This is a genomic window from Alishewanella sp. HL-SH06 (assembly GCF_052656265.1).
This window is the reverse complement of sequence record NZ_CP199752.1, coordinates 1,599,794-1,612,751: the sequence shown is the minus strand read 5'-3', so window position 1 is coordinate 1,612,751 and position 12,958 is coordinate 1,599,794. Positions and strand designations below refer to the sequence as shown.

General features: G+C 37.3%; 10 protein-coding genes. 3 read left to right on the top strand and 7 right to left on the bottom strand.

Features of this window, described 5'->3' with window-relative positions; all coding sequences use genetic code 11:
• Window positions 1-6 precede the first annotated feature (6 nt).
• From ACUJFK_RS07465 to ACUJFK_RS07455, 3 genes are read left to right on the top strand one after another with little or no spacing between them, the layout of a single operon-like run.
• Window positions 7-1,827 (top strand): hypothetical protein, encoded by a 1,821-nt coding sequence (locus tag ACUJFK_RS07465; protein WP_445426527.1) that lies wholly within the window; start codon window positions 7-9, stop codon window positions 1,825-1,827.
• A gap of 24 nt (window positions 1,828-1,851) precedes the next feature.
• Window positions 1,852-2,949, top strand: coding sequence for a glycosyltransferase (locus ACUJFK_RS07460; RefSeq protein ID WP_445426526.1), 1,098 nt, complete (start codon window positions 1,852-1,854; stop codon window positions 2,947-2,949).
• Window position 2,950: 1 nt separating this feature from the next.
• Window positions 2,951-4,948 carry an acyltransferase family protein gene (locus ACUJFK_RS07455; RefSeq protein ID WP_445426525.1) on the top strand — a complete coding sequence of 666 codons (1,998 nt, stop codon included), beginning with the start codon at window positions 2,951-2,953 and terminating at the stop codon, window positions 4,946-4,948.
• 29 nt (window positions 4,949-4,977) lie between these two features.
• Here ACUJFK_RS07455 and ACUJFK_RS07450 read toward each other — a convergent pair whose 3' ends face one another.
• Genes ACUJFK_RS07450 through ACUJFK_RS07420 form a run of 7 tightly spaced genes read right to left on the bottom strand, consistent with a single transcriptional unit; the run spans window position 4,978 to window position 12,945 of the window.
• A complete protein-coding gene (locus tag ACUJFK_RS07450) occupies window positions 4,978-6,426 on the bottom strand; it encodes an oligosaccharide flippase family protein (protein WP_445426524.1) in 1,449 nt (482 codons plus the stop codon).
• Complete coding sequence (locus ACUJFK_RS07445) at window positions 6,423-7,535, bottom strand: glycosyltransferase family 4 protein (protein ID WP_445426523.1); 1,113 nt, start codon at window positions 7,533-7,535, stop codon at window positions 6,423-6,425. The genes ACUJFK_RS07450 and ACUJFK_RS07445 overlap by 4 nt, the downstream gene beginning before the upstream one ends.
• A 1-nt stretch (window position 7,536) precedes the next feature.
• Complete coding sequence (asnB, locus tag ACUJFK_RS07440; RefSeq protein ID WP_445426522.1) at window positions 7,537-9,441, bottom strand: asparagine synthase (glutamine-hydrolyzing); 1,905 nt, start codon at window positions 9,439-9,441, stop codon at window positions 7,537-7,539.
• Window positions 9,441-10,592, bottom strand: a complete 1,152-nt coding sequence (locus ACUJFK_RS07435) for a glycosyltransferase (protein ID WP_445426521.1) — start codon at window positions 10,590-10,592, stop codon at window positions 9,441-9,443. The genes asnB and ACUJFK_RS07435 overlap by 1 nt, the downstream gene beginning before the upstream one ends.
• Before the next feature lie 44 nt (window positions 10,593-10,636).
• On the bottom strand, window positions 10,637-11,545 hold the full coding sequence (locus ACUJFK_RS07430) for an aminoglycoside phosphotransferase family protein (RefSeq protein ID WP_445426520.1): 909 nt from the start codon (window positions 11,543-11,545) through the stop codon (window positions 10,637-10,639).
• Window positions 11,542-11,961, bottom strand: coding sequence for a hypothetical protein (locus ACUJFK_RS07425; RefSeq protein WP_445426519.1), 420 nt, complete (start codon window positions 11,959-11,961; stop codon window positions 11,542-11,544). Before ACUJFK_RS07425 ends, ACUJFK_RS07430 begins: the two co-directional genes overlap by 4 nt.
• A gap of 3 nt (window positions 11,962-11,964) precedes the next feature.
• Window positions 11,965-12,945, bottom strand: a complete 981-nt coding sequence (locus ACUJFK_RS07420) for a glycosyltransferase family 2 protein (protein ID WP_445426518.1) — start codon at window positions 12,943-12,945, stop codon at window positions 11,965-11,967.
• Window positions 12,946-12,958: the final 13 nt, after the last annotated feature.

Below are 12,958 nucleotides of genomic sequence, written 5' to 3'. Positions count from 1 at the left end.
ATAACAGTGAAGCTACTTTCTGTACTTAGAACTTTGATCTTCTTGTTGGCCATGCTTAGCATGATAAACAACACTACTAACGCTTCAGACAAATCAGCAACAAATGAACCTGTTTTAGCATTCTCAGACTTAGTTAATGGCCCAGCAACCGGCTTGGGTGATGGCTTAGGCGAAGGCGCAATCGTTACAGTATGGGGTTACCATTTAGGTGATGAACAAGGTGAAGTATTCTTTACTGACTCAGCCGGTGTAACCCGCCCTGCTGCACATATTTATTATTGGAAAAAAGCAGATGGTCAACTACCCAGTGGACCAGCAAATCTTTACGAATCCCATACACTTTATGAGGTTGCTTTTTCTATTCCTAGCGTAAGACTTGGGTACGGAACAATATTTTTAAAATCCTCCTTGGGTGACATTTCAAATGCTCTACCATTTAAAGTCGTTACCGGTAAGATATTTCATATTAAAAAAAATGGGCATAATAATAATGAAGGGAGCTTCAATAGCCCTTGGGAATTTATTAATGGCGACAGCACAAAAGTGCTTGCTGCAGGTAATGGTAAGCTCAATGCTGGAGATATTGTATATTTTCACGGAACGGTAGAGAAATTAGAACCTGATCTAGGCCAAAAGGGCCGTGCGGCTATTTTTTTGCGAAGTTTAAAAGGCCTAGCTGATGCGCACATCAGCTTAATCAGTTTTCCTAATACACATACATTAGTTGAAAGCCCAACTTGGGGAATACATCCTTATTTATCAACTGGTATTAATATATCAAAATTTACAGTTAAAGGTGGGCAAATAGTTAATCCAAATGATAACTCACCGACTGTAAGCCCCAAATCACCTTCTACAGTACAAATTTCAACAACTCAGAACGGTAGAGTTATAGGAAATAAACTTACTGATATGGATGGACGATGCTCTAATGGCTATGGTGGGGCTATAGTAAGCGGAAAAGATGGATTGGACAATTTAAAGGTTTTTGGAAATGAAATATATAACATCGGATGTAAACAAACATCACATTTTCATCACACTACTTACTTCACAAGACGGTCACAAACAGGCTCTAATTCAATAAAAGCGCCTGAAATAGCTTGGAACAACCTACATAATAATATGGCGAAGTTCGGAATACATCTATACGACCAAACAAATAGCAATACTAAACCATGCGATCAAGTTACTGGAACTTTAAAGGTTCATAATAATAAAATTGTAAACCAGCGCTCTGTTGCAATTAATGTTAGAACAACTAGTGGGTTTAAAAATAGTCCATGCTGGATGGTTGATACTAAAATATATAACAACATTATATTAAATGTAGGGTTAGGACCAATTGCAGAAAAATCTAATGGAACTCAGCCATTCGCCATGTTACTTGGCGGAGCAATTGCTGGCACATTTAATATATACAATAATTTAGTCGATAATGTTGGTGATACCGAAAGTGAAAAATATGGTATTCCAGCGATTGTGGCTTTCACATCAAACCAATGGAATAGTTCACTAAATTTTTTCAATAATATTGTTATTACCAAAAAAAGCCTTCCACTGATATTAAACTCAGAAAATAACAGCTCGAATAATATTGTTTTCAGTAGAATAAAAGAGTTTTCGTTTAGAACTAAATTGGAGGAATTAACTAGCAAGAGCTTCAAAAATACAATACATTTAGATCCAAAAGTTAATTTCGGAAAAAAAATCACTTTAGAGAATGATAGTCCAGCCATTGGTTCGGGAATTGAAGTAAGAGAATTAACACATGATTTTTATGGTGTTAAGTTTTCAAATGAACAAAATATTGGCCCTATACAATAGAACTCTGAATTAAAAGGAATAACAATGATAAAAGTTGGCGTAACAGAAGCCCACGGGATTGCAAAAGAATATATGAAGACACCACCAGAGGGGATTGAATACTCTCAAGTAAAACCGAACGGTGCTTTAATGAAATATATATTTAAATCCCATGCTAAAGGAGTCTACCATTATGTTAACTCTCCAGAGCATGACATAATCGAAGCTCCAATCTTTCCTGTAATTACAAATCAAAATTGGATCTATACACCTGCTCACTTTGCTTCAGCCGGGGCTTTTAATTTTTTCGGTATTCCAACGCCAAGATTTATTAAAATGTTTTTTGCTGAGAAATACTTAGCTAGAGATAATCTTAAACGTCTAATTTTAAAAAGTCAGTTTGGCCTTAGATCGTTAGAAACTTATGGTAAAATTACATCTCCAGAAATATTGGCCAAAGCTGAAGTAATCTATCCAGTAGTTAGGCGAGTAAGCGATGATTTAATTCATTATCAAAATGACAAAATAAATATATTATTTGTTGGTGAATTTATTGGTAAAGGGGGCATGAATGTCGTCGATGCCTTCTTAAAACTCAGAAAAAAATACACCCACCTAAAGCTAACACTTGCAAGTAGTGAAAATTTTCATACTTCTGATTTAGAGCTTAAAAATACATATTTAAAAAAAATAAAAGAATGCCCTGATATTGAAATGAAATTTCAGCCTAGAGATTTCTTATTAAGTCATGTATATCCAAGCTCTGATATTTATATTAGCCCAACTTACAGAGAAGCATGGGGCTTTTCAATTGAAGAAGCGATGTCATTTGGAAGGCCTATTATATCAACGAATATCAATGCAATACCTGAAATGATAACTCATGGAAAAAACGGTTTTCTTCTTGATGTTCAAAATCATCCTTATATCAAAGGCTTTAAAGGATTCGATGTAGTTAACCCTCCAAAAGACCTTATGGATTTCATGACAGATGAGATTTTTAAACAGCTTGATAAAATGATCAGTGATTTTGAGTATAGGAAAGCACTCGGAAAAGCAGCGTTAGAAACAGCAAGAACAAAATTCAATCCTGAGATCCGTAATAAGAGAATGAAGGAAATATACAGCGAAGCTTTAATATAAAATGAAATATCGCAAAGACATAGATGGGCTAAGAAGTGTTGCTGTTTTGCCAGTGCTTTTTTTTCATGCAGGCTTTAGTGGTTTTTCAGGTGGTTATGTAGGTGTCGATATTTTTTTTGTAATAAGTGGATTTCTAATTACAAAAATTTTATTGAATGAGCTTGAAAACAATAAATTTTCGATTTTAAAGTTTTACCAGCGACGTGCAAGACGTATTTTACCAGCCCTATTTTCTACTTTAATATTCACCACATTATTTGCTGGATTAATTATTCCTCCTGAGTTATTCAAAGAATTCGGACAGAGCCTTGTATCAGTTGGTTTTTTTGCTTCAAACATTTTTTTCTATTGGGAAACTGGTTACTTCGGTTTTGATGCAGAAAAAGTACCTTTATTACATACGTGGAGTTTAGCTGTAGAAGAACAATTTTATATATTTGTCCCACCATTACTGTATTTATTATATCGTTTTGGAGTTCCCATACTAGGTATTGCAATACTGTTTTTATCAATTTCTTCACTGACTTGGTCTCAATATTTACTAAACGACCACCAGCAAAGTAGTAGTTTTTATTTATTATTTTCACGTGCTTGGGAGCTGTTCGTGGGAAGTTTTATTGCTATTTATCAAATTGACAAAAAGAAAATTAGCACAATAACTTCACAAGTAGTAAGTTTAATAGGTTTATTGCTAATAGTCTTTAGTATGTTTCTTTTTTCTAAAGACACAACCTTCCCGGGTTTTTCAGCGTTAATCCCAGTAGTGGGTACCTTTTTAATAATAAGTTTTTGCCGACAAGACACATTAGTTTTTAATTTATTATCTGTAAAACCAATGGTTTGGATCGGTTTAATATCTTATTCGTTATATCTCATTCATCAACCATTATTTGCTTTAAGCCGTTTTTTATATTTGACAGAACCTTCACCTCAATTTTTTAGTATTCTCATTGTTCTATGCATAATCTTTTCTTATCTAAACTATAGATTTGTTGAAACCCCATTTCGCAATCAACAACGTTTTAATGACAGAATAATTCTAATTTCTGCAGGCGTTGGGTGTTTAGCTATTATAATATTGGGGTTAGCAATCCATATCAGTCAAGGCTTCGCAATTAGATATAACAATAAAGAATTACAGGATTCAATTCAGAGAAGTCCAGTAAGAGCAAAATGCCACGCAACTGGAACTTCATATGACATTCCAGAAAACGCTTGCAAGCTTAATGGCCACCAAAAGCAATCATGGGCTGTATTAGGTGACAGCCATGGTGTAGAGCTTTCTTATGCATTGGCAGAAAGACTCAAAAAGCATCAAATTGGACTTACACAACATACTCTTAGCAGTTGCCAGCCAGCCTTAAAGAATATTTTGCGAATGCCGGGTTGTTCAGCTTGGCAAGCAGGAGTAGTAAATTCATTGGTGGCTGATAAGAGTATCACGACGATCGTATTAATATTCCGTACCAGCGCATTTCTTGCAGGACCAAACATCAAATATTATCCTGTCTTACCTGATGAAGACCGAAGCGTCGAGTTTGAAGTAGATAGTGCTCAGTTCAGTAAGGAGCAAAGTTATGAGCTTTATTGGGAGAATTATCAACATTTAATTGCCATCTTACTGGATTCAGGTAAGCAGTTGATTATAGTTGACCCACTACCAGAATTACCTTTGGATATTAGGCAGCTTATATATCCAAGAGAATTGTTAACTCAAACCTACCACTTGCCACTAGAGCAAACAACGCCTTTATCTTTTTATAAAAAACGTAACAAATTTATTTTAGCCAAATTGGAAACTCTAACGAATAAATCTAAGGTTCTTCGCGTCTCACCATTAACTACATTCTGTAATAATGAATATTGCTCTGCAATTAAAAATGAAAAAAGTCTATATTTCGATACAAACCATCCTAGCATGTTTGCTGCTGGTTTACTTTCTGATCATTTATTGAAAGAATTTGAACAAAACAAAGACTTTTATAGATCTATTGATTGATGGCGTTACGCTTAAACTATAGTAGTTAATTACTTTAGATTTAGAAGTTTAACTTTAGTTAAAACGTTTTTTACCTCGAAATAAATAGTCAAATTCAATAATTTTGCCACTACTAACCATACAGGCGGCATTATCACTAAAAGAAGTAAAAAAACACTTATAGGTGAATAAATCGTAAAATCAAAGCAATAATCAATAATCTTAACTGTAATAATACAACATATTGTAAGTAGCAATGGTTTAGTTAGCGCTAAAAAAAACGATTTTAAGGAAAGGTTAACCTTAAAACTTAAAATAATTAAGGTTAATAACAACTCAACTAAGGCGTTAATTAAAAATGCAAATGGTAAAACAGCTATACCATATTGATAAAAATAAATTAGTAACGAAAGCAAAAGAAAAAATAAGAAAATATCTCTTTTGAACATTATTGACTCTTCACCAAATGCGATTAGTAATGATGGAGCCAAAAAACTCATGACTTTTATAGAAAGCCATATAGATAATAAAAATGCTATTGGTGCCGCAACATCCCACTGTGTACCAAAAAGTAATCGAATTGCAGGTAATGCAGCAATGCCTGCGACAATTAAAATTGGCCATAGAACACTGCAAAGCAAAGCTGTAGCTTTGATATATACATTGCTAATATCACTTCCCTTTCGCTTCATATCAGACATATAAGGCTGAGATATTGCGCCAACGCCATCAAGAACGCTTTGGCTCACAAAATCTATATACCCCATTCCGCGAGAGAAAAGACCGACTTCGGTTGGAGTACCCATCTTACCAATAACTAGATCTGCTGCAGTATAATTAAAACGCCTTAAAACATGCGCTGCAGAGGTATATATACCTAATTTTGCAATTTCACCTAAACCTTTAAACGATGGAATGTAAACTTTTATATCTCTTGTAAAATATAAACTTAATAGCATACGGCTAAGCATCCCAATTAGCTGCCCCCACGCAAGCGCGTAAAAACTATAATCATAATTGATAAGAACTATTGTAACTATTAACTGCAATACCACAGAAATAAGGCTGATTGCTGATATTGTTTTAAACAAATATCTACGAGCTAATAGTGCATCAGGAATACTAATATAAGGCGCTAAAAAAAAGCTTAAAGCCAGTATAATAAAGACATTCTGAAGAGAACTTTGATTAAAAAACGCAGAAATGCTAGCAGAACCAAAAATAATTAATAAAGCAATACTCCAACACATTAGAAATGTAAGTCCATAAGCCTTCCGAATCTTATTTTCATCTACGTTGTCAGCGCGGATTAAGTATACGCTTGCACCAAGTAGTTTAACCTCCGCTAATATCATTACCACTGAACTTGCTATAGCAAAAGTACCAATCTCTGCTGGTGACAATAAACGTGCTATTAGAACTGTACTAAGTAAGTTAATAACTTTTAAACCATACTTACCAGCAAAAGCAAATATTAAACCACTTCGAATGCTACTCATTTTTTGCTAGCTCGGTAATAGGTAAATACATAACGAAGAATCATTTTTTGAATTGAAAATAAATCTGAAAAGCGTGATATGGCAGCTGCTCGCATTTTGGTAATCTGTTGCGGGTTTTGAAGAAGCTTCATTATGTTGTCTGAAAAAGCCGTAGCATTATTATCAGGGCTCAATAAGCCTGTTACATCATCAATAACAATCTCTGGATTGCCACCCACATTGGTTACCACACAGGGCAAACCTAAATTCATGGCCTCGAGTAACGTCATCGATGTACCTTCAGTATGCGAACTCAGTAAATAGATATCCATTAATGCAAGATAGTCAGCCACATTGGTTTTAAAACCAACAAAGCGTATATGTTTACTTATGTTTAATGCAGCAGCTTTTTGTTCAAGTTCCAGCCTTGACGGCCCATCCCCCACTAGCAGCAACACCAAGTTAGCCTCTTGTTGTAAAACTTCGGCAAAAGCCTTTAGCATCATCACTTGGTTTTTTACCGGATCTAACCTAGCTACGGTGCCCAATACTCGCATTTCGTCTGTAATAGCTAATTCAGCACGAAGGTCTTTTAATACTGGATCATTGCTTTTAATAGGTTGAATGCCATTATAAATAACATTGACTAAAAAAAGCGGTATACATTCGTATTTAGCTAATGCCGTCTTTGTTGCTTTTGAAATGGTGATTAAAGCTGAAGTTGATAAGGCCATAATCAAATTTAATGGCCAGGCTTTCCAGCGATAACGATCGGGATAAAAGCGGCCATGTTCAGTAAAAACCACTTTAGCTTGAGTGTGCCAGTGGGCAAACCAACCATACACCCAAGGGGTGTATTGATGACAATGCACAATATCAATTTGCTCTGTTCTTATATATTGGCGCAGTTGTTTAATGAGTTGCCAATCTAAACCGGGTAGCCTTGGCATTGCGGTCACTTTTATGCCATTTTGCTGCAATGCCTCGCCAATAGCACCGATATGACCATCAATACACAGTATTTGGCATTCAACCTCTGGCGGTAAATTTAACACTAATTGCCGAATAACTTGCTCAGTGCCGCCAATCGCCATATTAAAAGTAACGTGTAATATACGCAGTTTTTTCATCTTATGCGGCATCTGCCATATAATGTTGCCACCATTGCTCAAACATCAACATACTCCACAGCTCTTGCGTGAACTGATGATCGCCAGCCAGATGTCGCTGCCAAAGCCCCTGAACTTTTGCCAGATCAAAGCACTGGGCCAAACCACTGTTAGCTTGATAAAATAAACGCTCCGCCACAGGCCGAAGCTCATGGCTAAGCCAATGTGCTAGTGGCACCGAAAAACCCATTTTCTTGCGGTAGAGAATGTCTTCTGGTAAAAGTTTTTTTAAACTGTGTTTTAAAATGTGTTTTTTCTCTTTACCGTAAAGCTTCAGCATAGAAGGTATAGCTGCCGCAAATTCAACCACGCGGTAATCTAGCAATGGCGCACGCGCCTCTAAAGAGTTAGCCATGGTCATGCGGTCTACTTTTACTAAAATATCGCCAGGTAAATACGTTTTAATATCGGTATACAACACGCGAGATAAATGGTCATCTGCTTCTGCTTGCTGATAATGCGCACAAGTCAGCTCTGCGGGGCGATAATCAGCGGTATTTGTAGCAAATGGCCCGGTTACCAAATAGCGCCATAGCTCGGCATTAAAAAAACTGTTGGTCACAAAAAACGCTTCGTCAGGGGATGCCGTTAACGCGGTTAATAACGAACGCGCTTTACGAAAGGGCGTGGCAGAGCTAATCCCCGCTAATTTTGCTAAAGGCGGTAACAGCGTCTGCCTAATACCAGCAGGAATGCGTTGGCGTAACTGTTGTTCTGTTTGATCAACCACATATTTACTGTAACCGGCAAAGTTTTCATCGCCGCCATCACCGGCTAAGGCTACCGTAACCTGTTGCCGAGCCAACTTGGCAACATAATAGGTAGGAATAAACGAAGGATCAGCAAAAGGCTCATCAAAGTAACGGCTTATTTGCTCAAAGTTAGCGGTTACCGTTTCTTTTACCGTATATTCGTGATGCGAAGTGCCAAATAAATTAGCCACTTTGCGCGCATAAGTTACCTCATCAAACTTTTCAGAGTCAAAGCCAATAGCGCAAGTCGTTACGGCCGTTTTACTGTGTTTCGCCATCATCCCGACTACAGCGCTAGAGTCTATACCGCCGCTTAAAAAAGCACCTAAGGGTACATCACTAACCATCCGCAGTTTTACCGCGTCATTAACTAAGCTAAATAATTCATCGCTTATTTGTTTTTCGCTGCGTCCAACAGTAGCGTTAAAACGCAGATTCCAGTATTTTATCGGTGTTATCTTCTGATCACCCTCTAACGAAAAGTGTGCATAATGCCCAGGTTCGAGTTTATGCACATTTTCGAAAATGGTTTTAGGATCAGGGATATATTGATAAAAGAAAAAGTCTTTAACAGCATCCTGTCTAACTTTCTTACTGACAAAGGGTAATTTAAGTAAGGCTTTAATTTCTGACGCGAAAGCAAATTGTTGGTCGTGCTGATAGTAATATAAGGGTTTTTTACCCAATCTATCACGTGCCAGAAAAACTTCTTTTAGCTGCATGTCCCAAATAACAAAGGAAAACATACCGTTTAATAGCGCAAGGCACTCTTTACCTTGCCGTTGATATAATTTTAGCAATACCTCAGTATCAGTCAGCGTGCTAAATTGCTCACCTAAATCGATGAGTTGTTTTTTTAAGGCCTGGTAATTATAAATCTCACCATTAAATACTATGACATACCTACCACAAGCTGAATGCATCGGTTGGGTGCCAGCATTGCTTAAATCGATAATACTTAAACGCTGATGTACCAGCGCAAAATCTTGGTCAAACCAGGTTGAGGACGCATCTGGGCCACGATGAGCAATAGCACTGCCCATAGCTTGCAACAACTGAGCTGTATGATTTGCTTCATGCTTGGCAGGAATGGAGAAACCGGCTATACCGCACATTAACTATTTCTCCCTATCTTAATGGCATCTGTTTCCGCAAGAATTTCCTGAAACAACTGCTTATATTCTAAAGCCATACGCGCCGCTGAAAAACGCTGATCAACCAGTGTTCTTGCTGCGGTACTTAACTGATACTGTAAATGCGGATCTGCAGCTAAACGGTTTAACTGCACAGCAAGTTGTTGCCAATTATCTAAAGGGGCTAACAATCCCGTTTTATCCTGCTCAATCAATTGATCTACACCAGGGATATCATATGCCACGATAGGCACGCCAACCGCCATGGCTTCCATCAAACAACGAGGAATGCCTTCTAATGATGAAGTTAGTGAAAAAGCATCAAAATTGGCTAATAGCGCAATACGATCGCCCCGAAAACCCAGAAAAGAAATAGCCGCCTTACAGGGTAAAGACGTTGCCAAAGCCTCTAATTCGGCTCGCTGTGAACCTTCACCAATAAGCGTTAAGGTAGATGAAGGGTATTTTTGCCACAACAAGTTAAATGCCTGCAATAAATCAGCTAAGCCTTTGCGAGGTATTAATTGACCAATATAACCTAAACGTAAGCCTGGCTTTTGTGCAGTGTTAAGTGCTAAGGTTTTTCTATAAGGGGCTAACTCGGTAAGATCAACGCCATTTTCAATAAAATGCAGTTGCCGCTCTTTGATGCCGTAGCCTTTTAAATCTGCCATTAGCTGTTGCGACAACGGGGCTACTTTATCAGCAAATTTTAATGCGAATAAACCCAGCCGAATAAATATACGCAGCTTCCAGCCTACATTGTTTGAAAAGCCATGCGGCGTAGCGACAATTTTTATACCCGCTTTGCGAGCCGCTAGCACACCAATAATATCGGATTTATAACCATGCGTATGGATAACCTCTATTTGACGGCTTTTAATAATGTTTACCAGTTTTTGTACTGCCGTAAAATCAAAACGGCCACGCGTAGCAATATAATGTACTTTGCCAGCTTGCTCAGGATAAAGTTCAGCAACCGATAAGTCTTGTTTTGGGCCTTCTTGTGTTACCACCAAATCACAAATCATGGCGTTGTCAGGTAAATTATTAGCTAAAGCCAATACCCAACGCTCTGCGCCATAAAAGCCAGAAGGTGTAATAAATTGTAAAACTCGAAGCGGCTTAGACATTAAACTATCCTGTTTATATTGAAAGGTATCACATCACTAAAAATCTAATCGAAATATCTTTCAGGTGCATTTAAGTAATTAACCAAAACGCTAGCAAGCCATGCTCGATGTGGTTGGCGCTTTTCAGAAGCACTCCAGCTACCTAGCTTTGTCAGTAAAAACCCTAAAAAAAACATAGGTAACAATTGCTTGTTAAAATCCGTTTGGTTTAATGATGGAGCTACACATGAGGCTATAAGCCTCTTAATACTGAATTTATCGCTATTCTCATCTGCCAACGATAACGCTAAATTAAACTCGTCATAAAAAGGCAATAGTGTCATGCCAAAATCTTCAAAATCAATGATAGTAATGCTATCCGCGCCTACTAATAAATTATTTAAAGAAAAATCACCGTGTTGCATAGTGCATGTGACTTGCTGCTTCACCTCTAAGTTATTAAGGTGTAATTGATAATAATCGAGTAATTGGGGCGTAGTTTTATTACCGGCAGCTTCATAACCATTAAATGCTTTCATCAATAAACTTTGCACTGTTTCAGTTGCTCGCCATGCCGGATGAGCTGCTACAGCATGTTGAAAGGCACTTAAACTGCTAATTGTTTTGTCAATTAGCCGCTGCCATGCCTCAGTTGTAGCGTAAGATTGCCCAATTTGAAACCAAGGTTGCCCAGCAACACCTTTTTCTACTGAAAATAGCTCACCGTTTATCTCATTTGTGCCTAAGGGCTGGGCAATATAATCAGGTAACAGCTGATAAAGCTGTTGATGCACGCGCCAAGTATTCATTGCCTGTTCGTCTTGCAGCTTTTTTATGACAAATGCTGGAGCAAAACCGCCATTTTTAATCGCTAAATAAACTGGATTAGAAGTAGCAATGCAAACAAAGGAATAATCAGTGATAGCGTTATCGTTTTCACAATATTGCGCCAATAAAGGCGTTAAAAATTTCACGTTTTCACCTTAAACACCAAAACAATAGCCGCAGTAGAAAAATGGTGACCCGCTACAATAGATAGTATTTTTTTTATTACACCACTTGTACCGAGCCCTGCATTAGGTAAAACATGCTTTTCAGCATAATGTGTTGCGGAAGTTTTGTTCTCATAAACAAGCACTGGATTTTTTAACTGCGGATACACTATATAACTAGAAACTGATATGTAACCCAACTTTTTTAAATTACGAGCCACTTTAAATCTAGACCATCGCAATAATACCAAGTCTTTAAGTTTATTTAGCTCCCCTTGAGCTTGGCGGATAGGCAAAACAATGCCAAAGTGATCATGGTGCTGAAGTTTATTCGGCAAGGCATCAACATTAAATAGTGGCATTCTTAGATAACGCTCTAGTATAGTTAAATCCTGCATAACTTAAGTTCTTGCCAGTTTGCGTTTAAAAAAACTCAGCAACATATTAACCGACTTACCCAAATAACTGCGGTAAATGCGCTGTTTTACGTCTTTATAACCGGGAACAAAACGATTGGCCGTTTTAAATGACTTTCTAGCAAGCGAATACTCTCCCTTTAAGGAGTAATATAAGCCATATCGGTAAGCTAAATCTGCCCGAGCTTTTAATAGGGCACCACGTAAAGCAGGCTTATCATTTGCTAAATCACTATGTTTATTAATAATATTTTCTTTTGCCTCAAGCATTAGCAGGCTGTTTTTAGACATGTTGCCAGCATGCATACGATACTTCACTAACACCTTATTAACTAAAGCCGCTTTATATTTTTGGGTGACTCGTAACCATAGATCCCAATTTTCTGCCGCTTTAAAGGCGGGGTCAAATAAACCAACATCATCAAGTGCAGTCTTAGTAACGACTACCGAGCCACCGGTCATTCTGTTTTGTACAAGTAAATGCTCATAAATAGTATCTGTAATTTTCTCGTCACACAGTTGTGTACTAATAACTGTGCCGTTTGCATCGATATTTTCAATGGCACAATACACTAAGCCAATATCTGCATTTTGGAACAGCGGTATTTGTAAGGCTAACTTCTCTGGATACCACAGATCATCGCTATCAAGAAAAGCAATAAAGTGACCAGATGCCTGCTTAATACCATTATTTCTGGCAGAAATCTGACCTTGATTGGTTTGATCTATTACAACGATCTTGTCTGGAAAACGTTGCTGGTAAGCTTTTAATATATCTAATGAGCCATCTGTAGAACCATCATTAATCAAAACTAATTCGAAATTTTGATAGGTTTGCGCTAAGATACTTTCAATAGTATCAGCAACATATTCTGCTCTGTTGTACACAGGAACAATTACTGAAACTAATCTCACTACAGAATTCATATTTTCAACCAAATTTAAAAACTTTAATTTAAATTTCAATAAGTTACCAAGA

Coding starts and splice junctions, on each gene's coding strand:
- ACUJFK_RS07460 (WP_445426526.1), top strand. CDS start 1,852: ATGATAAAAGTTGGCGTAACAGAAGCCCACGGGATTGCAAAAGAATAT.
- ACUJFK_RS07455 (WP_445426525.1), top strand. CDS start 2,951: ATGAAATATCGCAAAGACATAGATGGGCTAAGAAGTGTTGCTGTTTTG.
- ACUJFK_RS07450 (WP_445426524.1), bottom strand. CDS start 6,426: ATGAGTAGCATTCGAAGTGGTTTAATATTTGCTTTTGCTGGTAAGTAT.
- ACUJFK_RS07445 (WP_445426523.1), bottom strand. CDS start 7,535: ATGAAAAAACTGCGTATATTACACGTTACTTTTAATATGGCGATTGGC.
- asnB (WP_445426522.1), bottom strand. CDS start 9,441: ATGTGCGGTATAGCCGGTTTCTCCATTCCTGCCAAGCATGAAGCAAAT.
- ACUJFK_RS07435 (WP_445426521.1), bottom strand. CDS start 10,592: ATGTCTAAGCCGCTTCGAGTTTTACAATTTATTACACCTTCTGGCTTT.
- ACUJFK_RS07425 (WP_445426519.1), bottom strand. CDS start 11,961: ATGCAGGATTTAACTATACTAGAGCGTTATCTAAGAATGCCACTATTT.